Source organism: Streptomyces sp. NPDC027663, from assembly GCF_055566415.1.
The window spans coordinates 118,498-138,268 of sequence record NZ_JBVHSK010000009.1 but is presented as its reverse complement, the minus strand read 5'-3'; the positions used below and the strand labels follow the sequence as shown (position 1 = coordinate 138,268).

14 protein-coding genes are annotated in these 19,771 nt (G+C 72.5%); 7 read left to right on the top strand and 7 right to left on the bottom strand.

Translation table 11 applies throughout. The annotated features are described in order from the left end of the window. Positions 1-129: 129 nt before the first annotated feature. Positions 130-951 carry a DUF4344 domain-containing metallopeptidase gene (locus ACZ4SF_RS23875; protein ID WP_468387796.1) on the bottom strand — a complete coding sequence of 274 codons (822 nt, stop codon included), beginning with the start codon at positions 949-951 and terminating at the stop codon, positions 130-132. 326 nt (positions 952-1,277) lie between these two features. Continuing rightward, entirely contained in the window at positions 1,278-3,023 is a 1,746-nt protein-coding gene (gene treZ / locus ACZ4SF_RS23870) for a malto-oligosyltrehalose trehalohydrolase (protein ID WP_468387795.1), read from the bottom strand. A 176-nt stretch (positions 3,024-3,199) separates the two neighbouring features. Between treZ and ACZ4SF_RS23865 the strand changes: the two genes are divergently transcribed. After that, entirely contained in the window at positions 3,200-3,751 is a 552-nt protein-coding gene (locus ACZ4SF_RS23865) for an FHA domain-containing protein (protein WP_468387793.1), read from the top strand. Between the two features lie 110 nt (positions 3,752-3,861). Further along, entirely contained in the window at positions 3,862-4,275 is a 414-nt protein-coding gene (locus ACZ4SF_RS23860) for an SSI family serine proteinase inhibitor (RefSeq protein ID WP_468387792.1), read from the top strand. A 74-nt stretch (positions 4,276-4,349) separates the two neighbouring features. Here ACZ4SF_RS23860 and ACZ4SF_RS23855 read toward each other — a convergent pair whose 3' ends face one another. Both ACZ4SF_RS23855 and lpdA read right to left on the bottom strand, forming a co-directional pair. After that, positions 4,350-5,600 carry a M14 family zinc carboxypeptidase gene (locus ACZ4SF_RS23855; RefSeq protein ID WP_468387790.1) on the bottom strand — a complete coding sequence of 417 codons (1,251 nt, stop codon included), beginning with the start codon at positions 5,598-5,600 and terminating at the stop codon, positions 4,350-4,352. 136 nt (positions 5,601-5,736) lie between these two features. Further along, the gene (gene lpdA, locus ACZ4SF_RS23850) at positions 5,737-7,218 is read right to left on the bottom strand and encodes a dihydrolipoyl dehydrogenase (RefSeq protein ID WP_468387788.1); all 1,482 of its coding nucleotides are present in this window, start codon (positions 7,216-7,218) and stop codon (positions 5,737-5,739) included. 88 nt (positions 7,219-7,306) lie between these two features. Here lpdA and ACZ4SF_RS23845 point away from each other — a divergent pair, with 88 nt between their 5' ends. Then, positions 7,307-8,242, top strand: a complete 936-nt coding sequence (locus tag ACZ4SF_RS23845; RefSeq protein WP_468387786.1) for a LysR family transcriptional regulator — start codon at positions 7,307-7,309, stop codon at positions 8,240-8,242. A 203-nt stretch (positions 8,243-8,445) separates the two neighbouring features. On the opposite strand, the gene treY is transcribed toward ACZ4SF_RS23845, so the two are convergent. The 3 genes from treY to glgX form a co-directional block, all read right to left on the bottom strand. Next, entirely contained in the window at positions 8,446-10,815 is a 2,370-nt protein-coding gene (treY, locus tag ACZ4SF_RS23840; RefSeq protein ID WP_468387784.1) for a malto-oligosyltrehalose synthase, read from the bottom strand. A 169-nt stretch (positions 10,816-10,984) separates the two neighbouring features. Further along, positions 10,985-12,415: a M1 family metallopeptidase gene (locus tag ACZ4SF_RS23835; RefSeq protein ID WP_468387782.1), complete on the bottom strand. Its 1,431-nt coding sequence runs from the start codon at positions 12,413-12,415 to the stop codon at positions 10,985-10,987. 418 nt (positions 12,416-12,833) lie between these two features. Continuing rightward, positions 12,834-14,942, bottom strand: a complete 2,109-nt coding sequence (gene glgX / locus ACZ4SF_RS23830) for a glycogen debranching protein GlgX (RefSeq protein WP_468387780.1) — start codon at positions 14,940-14,942, stop codon at positions 12,834-12,836. Between the two features lie 197 nt (positions 14,943-15,139). Between glgX and ACZ4SF_RS23825 the strand changes: the two genes are divergently transcribed. The 4 genes from ACZ4SF_RS23825 (at position 15,140) to ACZ4SF_RS23810 (ending at position 19,530) form a co-directional block, all read left to right on the top strand. Then, positions 15,140-15,955 carry a Tat pathway signal sequence domain protein gene (locus tag ACZ4SF_RS23825; protein ID WP_468387778.1) on the top strand — a complete coding sequence of 272 codons (816 nt, stop codon included), beginning with the start codon at positions 15,140-15,142 and terminating at the stop codon, positions 15,953-15,955. A 53-nt stretch (positions 15,956-16,008) separates the two neighbouring features. Further along, positions 16,009-17,349, top strand: a complete 1,341-nt coding sequence (locus ACZ4SF_RS23820; protein ID WP_468387776.1) for a copper amine oxidase — start codon at positions 16,009-16,011, stop codon at positions 17,347-17,349. 114 nt (positions 17,350-17,463) lie between these two features. Then, positions 17,464-18,702 carry an SAV2148 family HEPN domain-containing protein gene (locus ACZ4SF_RS23815; protein WP_468388078.1) on the top strand — a complete coding sequence of 413 codons (1,239 nt, stop codon included), beginning with the start codon at positions 17,464-17,466 and terminating at the stop codon, positions 18,700-18,702. 102 nt (positions 18,703-18,804) lie between these two features. Continuing rightward, positions 18,805-19,530, top strand: a complete 726-nt coding sequence (locus ACZ4SF_RS23810) for an exonuclease domain-containing protein (protein ID WP_468387774.1) — start codon at positions 18,805-18,807, stop codon at positions 19,528-19,530. Positions 19,531-19,771: the final 241 nt, after the last annotated feature.

Here is a 19,771-nt window from a genome sequence, read left to right as displayed (position 1 = left end):
CCACGCAGTGGGCGGGGACGGGTCCGCTCGCCGTGGGTCGTCGTGAACCGGCCGGTGATCCGTGTCCGGTGCCCGGGCCGTCGCTCGTTCCGCCGCGGACGGTGCGCACGGCCCCCGCCGGGATCCGGACTACGTCTTCAGGTACGGCCGGAGCAACGTGCTCCATGCTTTGTTGAACCGATTGTATTCCGCGGGGCATTGGACGGCTCGGGCCTCGGGAAGGACTCCGTCGGGATTGTCCTGGGTCGCGACGACGCTCGCGTAGGCGTTCGGGTCGGAGCCGTACAGCCAGCAGATCCAGTTGTAGTACCGCTGTGCGTCCAGGGAGTGCTCGTCGGCGAACTGCGAACTGATGTCGCCCTGCTCCGCGGCGCGGGCGAACTGACCCCACGCCTGGATGGCGCTCACCGCGTACTCCTGGTGGACCGAGTCACGGGAGAGCAGGAGCACGGCGAGCTGATCGGCCGCGTCCTCCTCCCGGCCGGTCGTGGGCAGGTCGTACAGCTTGATCAGGGCGTGCCCCAGTTCATGGAAGACCGTGGTGGTGGACATGCCGACGACGTCTTCGGAGGTGGCCTGCTCCTGTTGGGAGGTGCTGCCCTCGGCGTTCACCTTCTGGAAGACGGAATAGAAGTATCCGACGAGCTCGTAGCAGAAGACGATGGTGCGGGTGTCCGGATCCCAGAAGCCGTTGGCCTGCCCGCAGTGCGCCGCCGTCAGGGGAACCGTGCGGGGCAGGACGATCAGGGCGTTCGCGTAAGCGGCCGCATTCTCCAGGACCTGGCTCTCCTTGAGGAACTGCTGCTCCTCCTGATCCGCGGAAGTCCGGGCGGGCTGGTAGCTCGCGACGAGACCACCGTCATCCGGCGCGGCCGTCGAGACGTCGGCACCGACACAGAACAGGGCCAGGGCTGTCAGGAGGGCTGCCGCCCGCATGCGGTGGAACAGCATCCTTGCCTCCGGCAAAGAGTTCGACGGCTGCTCGACTTCTCGGAGACGGACACGGACCGGCTCGCTGCCGGTCCGAAGAGAACCGGCGTGGTTTCCCGGACCGGCCGCGAGTCGTACGGCACGGTGGGGAGATCGAGGCCTTGTCAGCGCCGTGGCAACCCCAAATCCTCCACTTTCAGCGCAGCACGCATCCGTGAAGATCGCAATCGCGTCGGACCGGCCTCGACGCCGCGCTCTGCGGCCGGAGCGCGCGCCGCACGCCACCGCGAACGCCCCGGGTGCCCGGTACGGCGGAACAGGCGGGTGGCGCCGGGCCCGGGGCCGGCTCAGGGCTGCGTGAGCACCACGCACGACTCGCCGGGCACCTGAAGCAGGCCGTCCCGTCCCGGCGTCCGGACCGGGTCCCAGGCGGCGAGGACCTCCACCCGGCCGGTGCCCAGCGGGATCGCCGCCTCCTCCTTGCCCAGGTTCACCGCCACCCGTACGTCCCCGCGCCGGAAGGCCAGCCAGCGGGCGTCCTCGTCGTACGCCACCTTCGTGTCGGCGAGGTCCGGGTCGGTGAGGTCGGGCGCGGTGCGGCGCAGCGCGATCAGCTCCCGGTACCAGGCCAGCACGCGCGCGTGGGGCTCACGTTCCGGCTCCGACCAGTCCAGGCAGGACCGCTCCCGGGTCGCCGGGTCCTGCGGGTCCGGGACGTCCTCCTCGGCCCAGCCGTGCGCCGCGAACTCCCGCCGCCTGCCCCGCCGTACCGCCTCGGCCAGCTCGGGGTCGGTGTGGTCGGTGAAGAACTGCCAGGGTGTGCCCGCCGCCCACTCCTCGCCCATGAACAGCATCGGCGTGAACGGCGCGGTCAGCGTGAGCGTGGCCGCGCAGGCCAGCAGGCCGGGGGAGAGGCGGGCGGCGAGCCGGTCGCCCTGGGCGCGGTTGCCGACCTGGTCGTGGGTCTGGCTGTAGCCGAGCAGCCGGTGCCCGGCCACGCGCGCGCGGTCCAGCGGACGGCCGTGCCGGCGGCCCCGGAAGCTGGAGTACGTGCCGTCGTGGAAGAAGCCGCCGGTGAGGGTCTTGGCGAGCGCGGCGAACGGGGCGCGCGCGAAGTCCGCGTAGTAGCCCTGGGACTCGCCGGTCAGCAGGGTGTGCAAGGCGTGGTGGAAGTCGTCGTTCCACTGCGCGTGCATCCCGAGGCCGTTCTCCGCGCGCGGGGTGATGAACCGCGGGTTGTTCAGGTCGGACTCGGCGATCAGGAACAGCGGGCGCCCCAGCTCGTCGGCGAGCGCGTCCACGGCCGTGGACAGCTCCTCCAGATAGTGGCACGCGCGCGTGTCGTACAGCGCGTGCACGGCGTCGAGGCGCAGCCCGTCGATCCGGTAGTCCCGCAGCCAGGCCAGCGCATTGCCCAGGAGGAACGCGCGCACCTCGTCCGAGCCGGGCGCGTCCAGGTTCACCGCCGTGCCCCACGGCGTGTGATGGGTGTCCGTGAAATACGGGCCGAAGGCCGGCAGATGGTTGCCCGACGGGCCGAGGTGGTTGTGCACGACGTCCAGGACGACGCCGAGACCGAGCGCGTGCGCCCGGTCGACGAAGCGCTTCAGCGCCTCGGGGCCGCCGTACGGCTCGTGCACCGCCCACAGCGACACCCCCTCGTACCCCCAGCCGTGCCGCCCAGGGAACGGGCACACCGGCATCAACTCGATGTGCGAGACACCCAGTTCCACCAGGTGCTCCAGCCGCTCGGCGGCGGCGTCCAGCGTGCCCTCGCGGGTGTACGTGCCCACGTGCAGCTCGTACAGCACCGCACCCGGCAGACCCCGCCCCGCCCACTGCGTACGCCACTCGTACCGCCCGTGGTCCACGACCGCGCTCAGCCCGTCCGGGCCGTCCGGCTGGCGGCGGGACCGCGGATCGGGCAGCACCGGGCCGTCGTCCAGCGCGAAGCCGTACCGTGCGCCGTCCACCGCCTCCGCCTCGCCCGTCCACCAGCCCACGCGCCCGGGATCCCGTGCCAACGCGCGCGTGCCGCCCTCGCAATGGAGCGTCACTCGGTCTGCCTGCGGTGCCCACACCTCGAACTGCACGGACGGTTCCCCTTCGTCTGCCCACCGTGATGTCCCGCGTCCTCCATCGTGCCGTCCGCACCGTCCCCGCGCTTTGGAATCCGTCCTTCGGCGGCAGGTGTCGCGCCGGTACCCGTCTCTCCGCACCGGGACGCGTTTTCTGGACAGCAGAGGTTCACTGACCGACAATCACCTCCGTGACGTCGTCCTTCGAGTTCTCCACGTACCCCGCGCGGTTGTCCGACGCGGAGCGTGACAAGGCGCTGCAGGTGCTGCGTGACGGCGTCGCCATGGGCCGGCTCTCGCACGACACGTTCGTTCGCCGCATGGAGCTGGCGCTCGCCGCGCGCCGGTCCGACGAACTCGCCGCCCTCGTCGCCGACCTGCCCCGGGAGAACCGCTTGTCCCGTGCGGTCTTCGGCACCGTCGAGGCCGTTTCCGGGTTCACGGTACGGCTGCGCCGGGCCTGGCAGGCCGAGCGGCTGCCCAAGCTGCTGCTGCCCCACCCGGAGCACACCCACCCGCTGCGCATAGGACGCGACCCCGCGAACGGGCTGCGCCTGAATCACGAGACCGTCTCCCGGGTGCACGCCGAACTCAGGCGCCAGGGCGGCCTGTGGGTCCTCAAGGACCTCGGCTCCACCAACGGCACCACCGTCAACGGCCGCCGGGTGATCGGGACGGTCGTCGTCCGCGAGGGCGACCAGGTCTCCTTCGGCCGGATGGCGTTCCGGCTCGCGGCGGGCTGAGCACCGCCGGCTGCGCGCTTCGAACCGGCGCTCACCCACCCGCGCGGGGTGCGGTTCCGATCGGGTGAGCCGGACTGTGGAAGGCCGCCCGCCGTGCCGATGCAACGGGCATGACGTACATCACCAGAGCGGCAGCGACGGCCGGCGCCCTGCTGGCCGCCGCCGGCCTCCTCGCCGCCGGGCCGGCCCGAGCGGCCTCCCACGACATCCTCCCGGGCAACTGGCTCTACCTGACGGTCACCAAGGGCGACGCCCGGTCCAGCGACAGCAGCGGCACCCTGCTGCTGTGCGACCCGCCCCAGGGGCATGCGCGCGCCGCCGCGGCCTGCGCCGAACTGGCCGCCGCCGGCGGCGCCATCGACCGCATCCCGCAGGCGAACGTCTTCTGCCCGATGATCTACGCGCCGGTGACCGTCCAGGCGCGCGGGGAGTGGAACAACCGGCCGGTCGACTTCCAGGAGACGTACACGAGTGCGTGCGTCATGAAGGCGCGGACGGGCTCCGTCTTCCGCATGGACGACTGACCGGCGCGCCGGGACCGGGCGGCAGGGTCGGCGCCGCCCGGTCCCGGCGCATGGTCGGCGGGTCCGGCGCCGGCTCACGCCGCCTGGTCCCGGGCGTGCTGCGCCGCCGCCAGCACCGTCCGGGACTGGTGTTCCACCTGGTTCTCCAGCGGAACCCAGCGGGCCCGGAAGCGCGCCGCGAAGGCGTCGCACCAGGTGGCGACGAGCTGCTCCAGCCGCGGCGCCGCCCGGTCGTCCGCCTCCCGCAGCACCCGGAGCAGCATCGCCGCGGCCCGCAGTGGCAGCCGCCGCCCGAAGGCGTCCACACTGCCGACGTACGCCATCGTCGTGCCGGCCGGGGGCGTGTGGACCCAGTCCTCGGCCAGACCCGGGATCAGCTCCAGCGCCCAGCGCGCGGCCCGCAGCAGCGGTCCGTCCCTGCCGTCCAGCCGGGGCAGCGCCTCGGCGAGGATCCGCTCCACCTCCCTCGAGTCCCGCAGCAGCCGCTCGGACAGGCGCCGGATGGCCTCCGCCGGTGCCGGGTGCGGTGCCGGGTCGTCCACCAGGTCACTGGCCCACATCGGCACCTCCACCACGGCCGTCAGTCCGCCGTACCGGTGCGTGTGGTACCAGGTGCTGTGCCGGGCGTCGTCCGGCATGCTCGGGTAGGCCACACCCGTGTCCGGGCCGGGCATCACATGCACGCCGGGGCCGGAGGCCGGCCAGCCCGCGGCGTCCGAGGCCCCCGCCTCCACCGGGATGTGCAGCTCCGCCGCGGACTTGGCGAACGGTTCGGCCAGGCCCGGCACGTCCTTCGTCAACTGCACCCAGCTGCCGCCCAGGTCGGTGCCGTGCAGGGTCACCTGGAGGTACGGGCGCAGTTCGTCGATCACCCCGGTCAGCGTCCGGGTCTCGGGCGGCAGCCGGTCCGGCGGCAGCACCGACGGCGACCACTCCGGCTGCTCGGCACCCGTCGGCCGGTAGAAACCGAGGTGGTAGTCGAGCAGGCTGCGCGGCGCCGGGGTCACGTGCAGGCTCGCGCCGTCCGGGTCCGCGCACAGCAGGAAGTGCCAGGAGGTGTCGGCCCGCAGTTCCCGCTCGGCCAGTACCCTTTCGGCCAGCACCTGCAGCGTGCAGCCGCCCGTGGGCTCGTTGGCGTGGGCGCCTGCGACGACCAGGACCGCCCGCCTGGCGTGTCCCACCGACAACAGGTGCAAGGGTCTTCCGGCGCGGGAGACGCCCACCTCGCGCAGCCCGCACAGCCCGGGTTCCTGAGCGGCCAACGCTCGTGCGGAGGCGACCAGTTCGGGAACGCTGGGGTAGCGCAGCTCCGGCAGGAGACTCACCCCCGACTTGTCCGCCCGGCTTCGCCCTCCCAGTGCCGCACGGGACGGGTGAACTGTCAAGCGTGCGGCGGGGGAGGCTACCGGGGGCGCCCGGACGCAGTGGCCGCCGGTGTTCCGGCCACTGCGTGCCGTGGGTTCACTGCTGGTGCAGGCCGCGTCCCGCGAGCGTCAGGAACACCTCGCCCACCGCCTCCGACAGCGTGGGGTGCGCATGCACGTGCCGGGCCACGTCCGCGGGTTCGGCGTCCCAGCCGACGATCAGCTGGCTCTCGGCGATCATCTCCGACACGTTCGGGCCGACCAGGTGCACGCCGAGCACCTGCCCGGCGCCCGCCGCGGTCACGACCTTCACCATCCCGCCCTGACCGTGCACCATCCCCTTGGCCACGGCCGTCAGCGGCATCGTGCCGACGTCCACCTCGTGCCCGCGCGCGCGTGCCTCGGCCTCGCTCAGCCCCACGGAGGCGGTCTGGGGCGAGGAGTACGTCACCCGGGGCACGGCCGCGTAGTCGACCGGCGCCGACGGCAGCCCGGCCAGTGTCTCGGCCACCAGCAGGCCCTCCGCGAACGAGGCGTGGGCGAGGCCCGGCGAGGGCGGCGGCAGCAGGTCGCCGACGACATGGATGCCCGGCACGGCCGTCTCCAGCCGGCTCCAGTCCGCCGGTACGACGAACCCCCGCTCGTCCGTCGCCAGGCCGGCCGCGTCCAGGCCCAGCCCCTCGGTGACCGGAGCCCGGCCGACGGCCACCAGCAGCCGCTCCGCCTCCACGGTCCGGGTCTCACCCCGCGCCGTCCGTACGCGCGCGCGTACGCCGTTCTCCAGCAGCTCGGCGTCCAGCAGCCGCGCGTCCGCCTGCACGTCGATCCCGCGCTTCTTCAGACCGCGGGTCAGATGCCGGCTCACATCGGCGTCCTCCAGGGGCACGATCCGGTCGGCGGCCTCCACCAGGGTGACCCGCGCGCCCATGGACCGGTGGAAGGAGGCGTACTCGACACCGATCGCGCCGCCGCCCAGCACCAGGACGGACTCCGGGAGCCCCGGCGCGAACAGGGCGTCATCACTGGTCACCACGCGTCGCCCGTCGGACGTGAGCCCCGGGAGCAGGCGCGGTCGCGAGCCGGTCGCGAGAACGATCGCACGCCGCGCGACGAGGTCGTGCCCGCCTGGTGCGAGGCTGCCGTGCCCGCCTGGGGCACCGCTGTCGTGCGCGCCCGGCGCACCCTCGGCGCGTACGCCCTCCACCCGTACCGTGCGCGTCCCCGTCAGCCGTGCGCTGCCCCGTACGACGCGCACGCCCGCGTGCGCCAGATGCGCCTCCACCCCCTTGTGGTTGCGGCCCACGATGTCGTCCCGGGTCGCCACCAGCGCCCCCCAGTCGACGCAGTCCACGGTCGCCTTCACGCCCCAGCGCTCGCGGGCCTCGGCGATCCCGTCGACCAGCTCGGCGGCGTGCAGCATCGCCTTGCTCGGGATGCAGCCCCGGTGCAGACACGTGCCGCCGACCTTGTCGCGTTCGACGAGGACGACGTCCAGGCCGAGGGAGGCGGCGCGCAGGGCGGTGCTGTAGCCGCCGGTGCCTCCACCGATGACGATCACGTCGGATGTGTTGATGGTCATGGCATCCACCCTCCGTCCACCCCTTGTCATGAGTCCAAGGCAATGTTGTTGTGGAATCCATGCACGATCTTCATGAGGGGACGCGGAGTTGAGTCTGCGGCAGATGGAGTACTTCGTGACGGTCGTGCGGGAGGCGTCCTTCACACGCGCGGCGGACGCCCTGCACGTCACCCAGCCCGCCCTGTCGCACCAGATCAAGGCGCTGGAGAGGTCGGTCGGCGGCACCCTGCTGGAGCGCCTGCCACGGGGCGTGCGTCTGACTCCGATGGGGCGGGCGTTCCTGCCCCACGCCGAACTCGCCGTCCGCAGCGCCGCGCAGGCCCGCCGCGCGGCCCGCGCCGCCGGTGGTGCCGAGGGCGGCGAACTGCATGTCGCGGCCCTGCACTCGGTCGCGGTCGGTGTCCTGCCGGATGTCTTCGCGCGCTGGCGTGCGGCCCATCCGGAGGTTCTGCTGCGCCTGCACGAGTACGCCACCGCCGAAGCCCTGGAGGAGGCCGTGCAGCGCGGCACCGCCGACCTCGCCGTCGGCCCCGAGCCCGTGGGCCGGCCCGGCGCCGTCGTCCCCCTCGGCGAGGAGGAACTCGTCCTCGTCGTGCCCTTCGACGACCGGTTCGCGGGCCGTACGACGGTCACGCTCCCGGAACTCGCCGACCGCGCCTGGATCCGCTGCGCCATGGAACCCGTCGTGCACGGCGAACGCTTCCTCGACCGGGCCTGCGGGAAGGCCGGGTTCCGCCCCCGGACCGCCGTGTGGACCGAGCACACCTCGACGGCCGTGCGCATGGCCGCCGCCGGCGTCGGGGTGTGCACCGCGCCGGCCCACATGGTGCGTGGCGCCGTCGGCGAGGACTGCGTGGTCCTCAGCCCCGTCCCGGCCTGGAGACGCGCCCTGGCCGTCTACGCGCGCGTACCGCCCACCGGAGCCGCCGCGGCCTTCGCGGACCTCCTCCGCGCGACGTGGCCGCCCCTGAGCACCACAGAACCGTACGAAACCTGCGAGCCACCCACCGCACCGGCCCGCTGAGCCGCCCCGCTCCCCGGGCCGAGTGCTGGGCCGCCGGGGAGTGCGGGCCCTCCGCCACACCGTCCCGCTCCCTCGCCCCTCCGACGACGGGGAGCCACCCACCGCACCGGCCCGCTGAGCCACTCACCGCACCGGCCCGCTGAGCCGCTCGCTCCGTCGGCCCTCGGAGGGCGGCGGTCCGGGGCGGTGGGCGGCTCCCGTTCTCAGTCCTCCGCCACGCGCTCCAGCAGTGCCACCGGCAGCCGGTCGAAAAGCTCCGCCACGCGCGCGTGGCCGGTGAACTCCCGCCCGCTGGTCAGCACGTCCGCCCATCTCCCCGGGGGCAGCGGCAGCCGGGTCTCCTGCCAGCCGCCCGCCTCCTCGAGCCGCAGCGACAGCCGGGTCACCGCCGTGACCACCTCGCCCGAGCGCGCGAAAGCCAGGCAGTGCTCGGCGGCCGGGCCCTCGGCGGGCAGCGGGGCGTACGACGCGTCCGCGCCGAAGGCGTCCGGGCGCCGGGCGCGCAGCCGCAGCGCGGCCGTCGTCAGCGCGTCCTTCTCGCCGGGTGCCTCCGGCGGGAACGCCGGCGGCCGCCGGTTGTCCGGGTCCACCAGGGCCCGGTACTCGCCCTCGGTGCCCTGGTACACGTCCGGCACCCCCGGCATCGTCAGATGGACCAGCGCGGTGCCGAGCACGTTGGCCCGCACCTGCGGGTCCAGCGCCTTGCGGAACGCGGCCACACGCTCGCCGGGCGGCCCGCACGGACCGGCCGTGACGAAGGCCGCCACCGCCTCCTCGTAGGGCGGCTCCTGCTCCGTCCAGCTGGTGTACATGCCCGCCTCGCGCACGTGCTTGAGCAGCGCCTCCTGGACGCGGTCCTCCTCCGCCGGGCCCAGGCCGAACACCGTCTGCCAGGCCGCCCAGGCCAACTGCCCGTCCGGCACGCCCGCCTCGGCCCGGGTCACGTCGGCCAGCAACTTCGCCCAGCGGTCCGGGCACTCGGTGAGCACGGCCAGCGCCGCGCGCACGTCCGCGCTGCGCTTGGTGTCGTGCGTGGAGACGACGGTGCCGGTGAGCGGCCAGTCGCGCTGCACGCGCGTGCAGTACGCGTGGAAGTCCTCCGGGGACACGCCCGGGCTTCCCGGATCGCCGCCCACCTCGGCCGCCGGCAACAGCGGCACATAGCGGTAGAAGGCCGTGTCCTCGACCGACTTGGCGCGCAGCGCCGACGCGGTCTGTGCGAACCGGGTGCGGAATTCCACCCGGTCGGCGTGGTCCGGTGCCGACGCGTCGCCGGGTGGCTCGACCAGCAGCCGGCGCACGATGCCGACGGCCTCGGCCTCCTCCGGCACCACGAAGGCGAGCCGGGCCTCCTCGGCGGCCTCCCCGGTGATCACGGCGCAGGCGTCGCCGGAGGCGTACGGCCGGTAGACCCGCAGCCGGACCAGCAGCTCCTCCACGGCCGTGCGCAGCGCCCACGGAGCGCGGTCGCGCAGCGACAGGTCGGGCGAGGCGGCACACAGCCGGGCGGCCACCCGGGTGAGCCGGTCCGTCTCGGTGGCCAGTTCGTGCGTGAGCACCTTGTAGGCGGCCCGCCGGACCGTGGCCTCCCAGTTGCCGCCCCGGTCCGTCTGCGGCGCCGCGAACGCCCGGTAGCGCCCCAGCAGCTCGTACGCCCCGGTGCGGTCCGTGAACAGGCCGTCGACGTGCCGCAGGGCGTCGTAGCCGGTCGTGCCCGCGACCGGCCAGGAGGCGGGCAGCCGCTCGCCGTCGGCCAGGATCTTCTCGACGACCGTCCAGCGCCCGCCGGTCGCCTCGTGCAGCCGAGCGAGGTAGCCGTCCGGGTCGGCGAGCCCGTCGGGATGGTCGATCCGCAGTCCGTCGACCACGCCCTCCGCCAGCAACTGCAGGATCTTGGCGTGCGTGGCGTCGAACACCTCGGGGTCCTCGACCCGCAGTCCGATCAGCTCCGAGATGCTGAAGAACCGCCGGTAGTTCAGCTCGGTGCGGGCCAGCCGCCACCACACCGGGCGGTACCACTGCGCGTCCAGCAACTGCGGCAGCGGCAGCTGCCCGGTGCCGGCGCGGAGCGGGAAGGCGTGGTCGTGGTAGCGCAGCACGTCGCCGTCGACCACCAGATGCTCCAGCTGTGTGCCGACCGGGCCGCCGAGCACGGGCAGCAGCACCCGCCCGCCCTGCGCATCCCAGTCGATGTCGAACCAGCGTGCGTACGGCGAACCGGGCCCCTCGCGCAGCACCTCCCACAGGGCGGGATTGTGCCGGGGCACCATCGCCATGTGGTTCGGCACGATGTCCACCACCAGGCCGAGACCGTGTTCCCGCGCGGTGTGCGCCAGGGCGCGCAGCCCCTCCTCACCGCCCAGTTCCTCGCGCACGCGCGCGGGGTCCACCACGTCGTAGCCGTGCGCCGAGCCCGGGACGGCCTCCAGGACCGGGGACAGATGCAGATGCGAGACGCCGAGCGACGCCAGGTACGGTACGGCCGCGGCGGCCGCGGCGAACGGGAACGCGGGCTGGAGCTGCAGTCGGTAGGTGGCCGTGGGCACCCCCGGTCCGGGTCGCGCAGAAGTCATGGGAACCTACGTACCCAGCTCGCCGCATTTCGTGTCATCACCGCGCTGGTACTCGGCCAGGTGGCCCGCGGCCCGCAGGGGGGCCGGCTCGCGGACCGGCCCGGGCAGCGGACGGTCGCGGCTCACGCTCCGGCAGGCCGGCCCGCCCGTTCCCTCCCGGCCCCGCCGCTCACATCCGGGACGGCTTCCGCCTGCCGAAGAGCCAGACGTCGAAGAGCCGGGTCAGGTCCTTGCCGGACTCCTCCTCGCACAGGTCGATGAACTGCCGGGTGCCGGCGTTGCCGTGCCGGTGCTGCCGGGTCCAGGTGCGCAGGACGTCGAAGAAGGTCTCGTCGCCGACGGCCTTGCGCACCTGGTGCACGACCATGGCGCCGCGTCCGTAGACGGGCGGGTCGGAGACGTGCCCGGCGCCGGGCGGATCGCTCGGCGGGAAGGCCCAGATGCCGTCGCTCTCGGTGTCCGTGCCGTCGTAGAAGTCCTTGAAGATCTCGTCGGTGCTCCGGCCGCCGTGATCCTCCTCCCAGAGCCACTCCGCGTAGGTGGCCAGGCCCTCGCTGAGCCACATGTCCTTCCACCGGCGGGGGGTGACGGAGTTGCCGAACCACTGGTGCGCCAGTTCGTGCACGAGCAGTACCTCGTCCGGCGCCTCGTCGAAGTAGGGCCTGGTCTGGGTCTCCAGGGCGTAGTCGAGTCCGGGCAGGTGGTCGACGATGGCACCGGTGGAGGAGAAGGGGTAGGGGCCGAAGCGTTCGCCGGCCCAGTCGACGATCCCGGACACCGAATCCGCCACGCCGTCCGCGTCCTCGGATTCGTCGGGGTCGATGGCGACGTAGACGGGCACGTCGTCGTCGGTCCACCCCTTGTGGACCTCGAAGTATCCGACCGAGACATGGGCGAGGTAGCTGGCCATGGGCTCGTCGGTGCGCCAGTGCCGGGTCACCGTACGGCCCGTGTCCTCCTCCGCGACCAGCCTGCCGTTGCCGACCACGTCGTAGGGGTCACCGTCCTCGTCCTTGGGCACGGTGACCGTGATGTCGTACGTGGCCTTGTCCGACGGGTGATGATTGCCCGGGAACCAGGTCGTGGAGCCGGACGGTTCGCCCAGGGCGGTCGCGCCGTCGTCGGTCTCGATCCAGCCCTCCCGGCCTCCGTCGTCGCCCTGCAGCGTGCGCGGGGTGCCGTCGTAGGTGACGACCGTCTCGAAGGTCTCGCCCCTCCGCACCGCCTTCGCCGGTGTCACGATCAGCTCGTCGTTCCTGCGTGCGACGTGGGCCTGCGCTCCGTGCACCGTGGCGGCGCGGACCCGCAGCCCCGTCAGGTCGAGATCGAAGCGGCTCAGGTCCTGGGTGGCCCGTGCCGTGATGACCGCCCTGCCCTTCAGGCGGTTGGTCTCGGGCACGTAGTCCAGCGTCAGCCCGTAGTGCAGGACGTCGTAGCCGCCGTTGCCGAGCGCCGGGAACAGCCGGTCACCCACTCCGGCCGCGCCGGGCCTCGCAACCGCGGCGGCGCCGTCCCCCGGCACGGAGCCGGTGCAGGCCGTCGTCACGGCCAGCAGGAACGCCGCGGCCGCAGCCCAGCCGGACAGACGGCCCGGGACCACCGGACGGCCCGGGACCCTCGGACGGCCGTGTCCCTTCGGACGGCCGTGTCCCTTCGGACGGCCGTGTCCCTTCGGACGGCCGTGTTCCCCCGGACGGCCGTGTTCCGCCGGACGGCCCGGGACCGCCGGCCGAGACCGACCGCTCTCGGCTGTGCGAGGTTCCATCTCGTGTCTCCCGTCGAACGCAGGACGCGAGAGGTCAGAAACCCTGCACAGACTCTTGGTTGCCTCGGAGCCGGTAAAAGTTCTGCACCGAGGACGACGGGCGCGGCAGCGGAACGGACCACCGGCGGGTCGTGCCCTGGCCGGGTCGCTGCACCTGCCGTCCGGCGGCGGATGCCCTGCCAGCCGGTCCTCGCGGTCAGGGACGCAGTCGCCGACGGGACGGGCAGCCCCGGGCGGGGCTGCCGTCAGCGTGTCACGCCGGCCGCTGCAGCACGGTCAGGCTGCGGTCCGGCAGGGTGATCCGGTCGCCGGCCGCGACCTTCGCGCCCGTGCCCGGCGGCACTCCGTCCGGGCGGGCGGTGTCGACCACCACCTGCCACTGCCGGCCGTGGTTGACGGGCACCAGGAAGTCGAGTGGTTCGGGCGAGGCGTTGAACATCAGCAGGAACGAGTCGTCGCAGATGTGCTCCCCGCGCGGGCCGGGCTCGGAAATGGCGTTGCCGTTCAGGAAGACCGACAGCGCCGAGGCCTGCGCCGAGTTCCAGTCCCGCTGGGTCATCTCGCTGCCCTCGGGAGTGAACCACGCGATGTCGGACAGCTCGTCATGCGTGCCCTCCACCGGACGGCCGTGGAAGAAGCGGCGCCGGCGGAAGACGGGATGGTCACGGCGCAGCCAGACCATCGCGCGCGTGAACTCCAGCAGATCATGGTCGCCTTCGGGCCACCGCACCCAGGAGATCTCGTTGTCCTGGCAGTAGGCGTTGTTGTTGCCGCGCTGGCTGCGGGCGAACTCGTCGCCGTGGCTGATCATCGGCACACCCTGGGACAGCATCAGCGTGGCGATGAAGTTCCGCATCTGCCGTGCGCGCAGCTCCAGCACCTCCGGGTCGTCGGTGTCGCCCTCCGTCCCGCAGTTCCAGGACCGGTTGTGGCTCTCACCGTCCCGGTCGTCCTCGCCGTTGGCCGCGTTGTGCTTGTGGTTGTACGCCACCAGGTCGTGCAGGGTGAAACCGTCGTGGCAGGTCACGAAGTTGATGGAGGCGAGCGGTCGGCGGCCGTCGTCCTGGTAGAGGTCGGAGGAGCCGGTCAGCCGGGAGGCGAACTCGGCCAGCGCGCGCGGCTCGCCGCGCCACAGGTCCCGTACGGTGTCCCGGTACTTGCCGTTCCACTCGGTCCACAGCGGCGGGAAGTTGCCCACCTGGTAGCCGCCCTCGCCCACGTCCCACGGCTCGGCGATCAGCTTCACCTGGGAGACCACCGGGTCCTGCTGCACCAGGTCGAAGAACGACGACAGCCGGTCCACCTCGTGGAACTGCCGGGCCAGGGTGGCCGCGAGGTCGAAGCGGAAGCCGTCGACGTGCATCTCGGTCACCCAGTACCGCAGCGAGTCCATGATCAGCTGAAGCACGTGCGGGGACCGCATGAGCAGCGAGTTGCCGGTGCCCGTGGTGTCCATGTAGTAGCGGGGATCGTCCGTGAGGCGGTAGTACGACGGGTTGTCGAGGCCCTTGAAGGACAGCGTCGGACCCAGGTGGTTGCCTTCGGCCGTGTGGTTGTAGACGACGTCCAGGATGACCTCGATCCCGGCCTCGTGCAGCGCCCGGACCGCCGACTTGAACTCCAGGACCTGCTGTCCGCGGTCACCCCAGGAGGCGTACGCGTTGTGCGGGGCGAAGAAGCCGATCGTGTTGTAGCCCCAGTAGTTGTTCAGGCCCATGTCGACCAGCCGGTGGTCGTTCACGAACTGGTGTACGGGCATCAGCTCCAGGGCTGTCACACCGAGCTTGGTCAGGTGTTCGATGACCGCCGGGTGGGCGAGACCCGCGTAGGTGCCGCGCAGTTCCTCCGGGAGGCCCGGGTGGCGCATGGTCAGGCCCTTCACATGGGCCTCGTAGATCACGGTGTGGTGGTAGCCGGTGCGCGGTGGCCGGTCGTCGCCCCAGTCGAAGTACGGGTTGATCACCACCGAGGTCATGGTGTGCGGCGCCGAGTCCAGGTCGTTGCGCCGCTCCGGGGCGCCGAAGTGGTAGCCGTACACCTCCTCGCCCCACCGCACCTGCCCGCTGACCGCCTTCGCGTACGGGTCGAGCAGCAGCTTCGCCGAGTTGCAGCGCAGCCCGCGCCCGGGGTCGTCCGGACCGTGCACCCGGAACCCGTACCGCTGTCCGGGCATCACGCCCGGCAGGTACGCGTGCCGCACGAACGCGTCACTCTCGCGCAGTTCCACCGCCGTCTCCGAGCCGTCGTCGTGCAGCAGACACAGCTCTACTCGGTCCGCGGCCTCCGTGAAGACCGCGAAGTTGGTTCCGGCGCCGTCATAGGTGGCGCCGAGCGGATACGCCTCTCCAGGCCAGACCTGCATGGATACGACTCTCCCAGGTGTGCTGCCCGCCCGGGGGCGCGTTGGCCCCCGAGTCCTGTCCGAAAGTGACGGAACCTCCCGTGACTTATGGGCCTCTTACCCACCGACCAGTGCGCACGGCGGTTCTGGTACCCGCCGTGCGCCGAACCAGCGGGGCACCGACGTACTCCCGGGACCAGGGGGAGTAGGGGGAAGCAGTGCGCGAGAAAGTCCACCGTCATCTGGGCAAAGTAGTGGCCGGGGCGGCCCTCGCGGCGGTGGGGACCGCCGCCATGGTCGCCGTGACGCTGCCGGGCTCTGCGGGTGCGGACGAGTCCGGCGGGACCGGGAGCGGCGGTACGCGGGCCGCACAGCAGTCCGGGCAGGGACCGGACGCCGTCCGGCCCGGCGTCGTGGAGCAGGCGCCCGCCGAGCAGAAGCAGGGCACGGGCCGCGACCCGCTCACCGGTGACGAGATCGGGCGGGTGGAGCGGATCGCCCGGACCGGGCAGTTGTCGGCCACGGCCCGCGACGTCGACGGCGACCGCGGTCCGCAGCGCCTGAGCGTCGACCTCGCCGAACCCGAGGCCGCCGAGGCCGACGACCCGGACGCGCCGCGCCGGGCCGACGTGAGCTTCTACGACTACAAGACCGACACGCTCGTCACCAAGACCGTCGACCTGCAGACCGGGAAGGTCGTACGGACCGGCACCCAGCGCGGCGTCCAGCCGCCGCCGAGCCGCGCCGAGAACACCGAGGCGGCCCGGATCCTGATCGCCGGCCCGCTGGGCGCGGGCCTCAAGGCGGACTACAAGGACGCCACCGGCAAGGAACTCACCTCGCCGGACCAGCTGGAGCTGACCGGTGGCATCTACGAGGCCACGCCCGGCGCCCAGCCGCCGGTGCTCGACGACTGCGGCGTCCACCGGTGCGTCCGGCTCTTCTCCAAGGTGAAGAACGGGCCGTGGATCGACACCAGGGACCTGGTGATCGATCTGAGCGCCCGCAAGGCCGCCGCGCTCGACCGCAGCTGACGGGCCGCCGCCCGCCTTCCCACCCGAATCTCCGGCAAGGGAGTCATCTCTTCATGCCCGAAAAGCACCTGCCCGGCGGCGTCCTGCCGCGAGCCGCCGGCCGTGCCGCCCGCAAGAGCGCGGCCGTCGGCCTGTCCCTGGCCGCGCTGGCCGCCGGCGCGACGACGATCGCCGGTCCGGCCGCGGCCCGGCCGCAGACCGCTCCCGCGGCGGCCCCCGGCTGCAGCGCCGCCTACACGATCGAGCAGAAGCTGGCCACCGGCACGACCTGGCGCATGTGCTGGCGCTACGACAGCAAGGCCGGCCTGGTCCTGGAGAACATCTCCTACCAGCCCAAGGGCGAGGCCAAGCCGATCAAGGTCCTCAACAGCGCCAGACTCGGCCAGATCCACGTCCCGTACGACGACGGCAAGCACGAGTACTCCGACCTGACCGGCCAGGACTTCGCCCAGGAGCTGCAGGAGCTGGCGCCCGGTGAGTGCCCCGGCGGCACCATCAAGACCGTCCGCGTCCCGGACGGGGACCCGCGGCACCCCGACGTCAACGGCCTGTGCACCACCACTCGTTCGCGTGGCCACGCCTACCGGATGCACGACGTCTCCGGCAAGGTGTACCAGCAGCAGGGCAAGGACCTGCTGGTCTACACGGTCAACCAGGTCGGCTGGTACGAGTACATCACCGAGTGGCGCTTCCAGGACGACGGAACCGTCACCATGAACGTCGGCGCCACCGGCAGCCTCTCCTGGGAGGACTACAACGCCCAGGACGGCCGCGGCTGGCCCATCGGCAAGGGCGCCAAGGACTACTCCACCAGTCACAGCCACAACGTCTTCTGGCGGCTCGACTTCGGCCTCGACGGCTCGTCCCGCACGAAGGTCGAGCAGTACGACTCGGCCGTCAGTGCCCCCTCCGGCCGGCAGGAGGGACCGACCGCCAAGACCACCCGCACCAAGGTGACCAAGGAGCTGGCGGGCGACTACAAGACCTACCGCTGGTGGCGGGTGGTCAGCGCGACCGGCAAGAACAAGGACGGGCATGCGCGTTCGTACGAACTGGTCCCCGGGCCCACCACCCGGTACCCCGGCCGCAGCTACACCAAGCACGACATGTACGTCACCGAGTACAACAAGTGCGAGCTGTTCGCGAGCAACAACCCGACCTGCACACGGAATTACCCGAAGTCCGTCGACAAGTGGGTCAATGGCCAGTCCCTCACCCACCCGGTGGTCTGGATGAACGTCGGCTTCCACCACATCGCCCGGGACGAGGATCAGCAGCCCATGCCGGTGCACTGGCAGGGCTTCTCCATCGCCCCTCGGGACGTCACGGCTATGAATCCGCTCACTCCCAAGGAACTGGCATGGCAGAACGGGCACTGGGAATGGCGTAGTTGAGCCAAGCAGTCGGGAAACCGACCTGTCCATCCGGCTGCACCGCCGCCCGCTTGCGGAGTACCCTTCCTTGATCGTTGAGACGGGAGAGGCCCGGGAGTGGAAGGCGGTGCGCGGGTGGGCTCGGGAGGGCTGGAGCTGCCTCCTGGTGACGCAGGTCACGAGGGGAACTCCACAGACGTCCCGCCCGGCGCGGTGTCCCTGGCCCGGCCGATGGACGCGGGTTCCATCGGGCCGGAGCTGGACTGGGACGCCGACGCCTGGCGCGAGGTGCGCACCCGCGCCCAGCGGGCCGGCCGGGCCTACATCTGGCTGAACCTCGTCGAACAACGGCTGCGCGCGGTCGTGGCCGCCGTGCTGCGGCCCATCTACGAACCCGTCCACGGCGACGAGTGGGTGGTGGCCGCGGCCGGCCCGGCCGGGCAGGAGTGGGTGCAGCGCGCGGTCGCCGTGCGCGAAGTCAGCCGCCGCAAGGGCTACTTGCTCGATCCGGCCGACGACAACGTGCTCAGCTTCCTCACCCTGCCCCAGCTGCGCGAGCTGATGGTGCAGCACTGGCCCTGCTTCGAGCCGTACTTCGACGAGCGCCGGGACCTCGAACTCGCCCTCGACGAACTGGAGGTCACCCGCAACGTCGTCTCCCGCAACCGGGCCCTGTCCGAGGCGGTGCTCGGCCAGGCCGAGCGGGCCTCCGCGCGGCTGCTGGAGATGCTGGGCGCGGGCGGTGACGTGCCCTCCGCACGCAGGCTGCCCGTCGACGCCGTGGAGGACCTGGTCGGCGACCGGTACGCCGACGTCGTGGCCGTCCACCCGGACCGGGTGCGGCTGCTGCGCCAGTTCCCGGCCGAGGACATCTTCGACGGTGCCCGCCGCCTCGACGCCATCGGCATCGGCCTCAACCTCCTGGTGCAGAACTTCTCCGGGCGGCGTCTGGTCCGGCTCGCCGAGTCCGGCTGCCGGGTGCGGCTGCTCTTCCTCAACCCGGCCTCCAGCTCGGTCAAGCGCCGCGAGCGCGAACTCGGGATGAAGCGGGGTGAACTGAGCCGCTCGGTCGAGATGAACATCCTGCACATGCGCCGGGTGCGGTCCCGGCTGCGCGACCCGGGCGCCTTCGAGATCCAGGTGTACGACGAGACGCCCCGCTGCACCGCCTACCTGGTGAACGGCGACGGCGCCGACGGCATCGCCGTGGTGCAGTCCTATCTGCGCGGGGCGCGGGGGATGGAGTCGCCCGTCCTGGTGCTGCGCAACGGCAGCCGACTGGTCAAGTCGGACGACGCGGGTGAATCCGGACTCTTCCCTACATATCGCGAGGAATTCGAACTCGCCTGGGCGGATGCGCGTCCGGTGTCCTGAACCGTTCCCGAGGGCAAGCGGAATGCGGCACTCGGATTGTCAGTGCCGCGTGCGATGGTGGAGGCCACTGGGGGAAAGCACCACCAAGAAGGGGGGCCGCCCATGGGCTGGCACCGGGAGCTGCTGATCGGCTTCGACCTGGAGACCACCGGGACCGATCCGCGCGAGGCGCGCATCGTCACGGGTGCCGTGATCGAGGTCAGGGCCGGTGAGCCCATGGGGCGCCGGGAATGGCTGGCCGATCCGGGCGTGGAGATCCCGGCCGACGCCGTCGCGGTGCACGGCATCAGCAACGAACGCGCGGCGGCGGAGGGCCGCCCGGCCGACCAGGTGGCCGACGCCATCGCGGACGTCCTGGTCTCCTACTGGACGGCGGGTGTCCCCGTCGTCGCCTACAACGCGGCCTTCGACCTCACCCTGCTCTCCGCCGAACTGCGCCGCCACGGGCTCCCGTCCCTGACCGACCGGCTGGGCGGCGCCCCTCCCGGCCCCGTCATCGACCCGTACACCATCGACCGCAGGGTCGACCGCTACCGCCGCGGCAAGCGGAACCTGGAGGCGGTCTGCGCCGAGTACGGCATAGTCCTCGACGCCGCCCACGACGCCTGCGCCGACGCCCTGGCCGCGGCACGGCTCGCGTCCGCGATAGCCGACCGCCACCCGAAGATCGCGTCCCTGGGCCCGGCGGAACTGCACCGGCGGCAGATCGAGTGGTACGCGGACTGGGCGGCGGACTTCCAGGCGTTCCTGCGCCGCAAGGGGCAGGCCGACACGGTGATCGACGCCACGTGGCCCCTGCGCGAGCTGACGCAGAGCCAGCCGGCGTGAGGAGCGGGGCGCTTCCGTCCGTGCGTGCGTTGCCGATGACCCCGCAGTTCCCCACGCCTCTCGGGGAACTGCGGTGCCGTTGCCTGTCGGGCGCCCGCGACTTCAGGCAGTCGCGCCTCTCCTAGTGCCCGAAAGGCCGTGAGGGGGTGCCCCGGGGGTGCCCCCAGGGTGGCGCGGGCGGGGGCGGCGGCACCCCGTCAGTGCCGGGCCGCGCGGCCCGGCGGCCTCAGCGCCCCCTCCG

Coding starts and splice junctions, on each gene's coding strand:
- lpdA (WP_468387788.1), bottom strand. CDS start 7,218: ATGACCATCAACACATCCGACGTGATCGTCATCGGTGGAGGCACCGGC.
- ACZ4SF_RS23810 (WP_468387774.1), top strand. CDS start 18,805: ATGGGCTGGCACCGGGAGCTGCTGATCGGCTTCGACCTGGAGACCACC.
- treY (WP_468387784.1), bottom strand. CDS start 10,815: ATGACTTCTGCGCGACCCGGACCGGGGGTGCCCACGGCCACCTACCGA.
- ACZ4SF_RS23860 (WP_468387792.1), top strand. CDS start 3,862: ATGACGTACATCACCAGAGCGGCAGCGACGGCCGGCGCCCTGCTGGCC.
- glgX (WP_468387780.1), bottom strand. CDS start 14,942: ATGCAGGTCTGGCCTGGAGAGGCGTATCCGCTCGGCGCCACCTATGAC.
- ACZ4SF_RS23875 (WP_468387796.1), bottom strand. CDS start 951: ATGCTGTTCCACCGCATGCGGGCGGCAGCCCTCCTGACAGCCCTGGCC.
- ACZ4SF_RS23820 (WP_468387776.1), top strand. CDS start 16,009: ATGCCCGAAAAGCACCTGCCCGGCGGCGTCCTGCCGCGAGCCGCCGGC.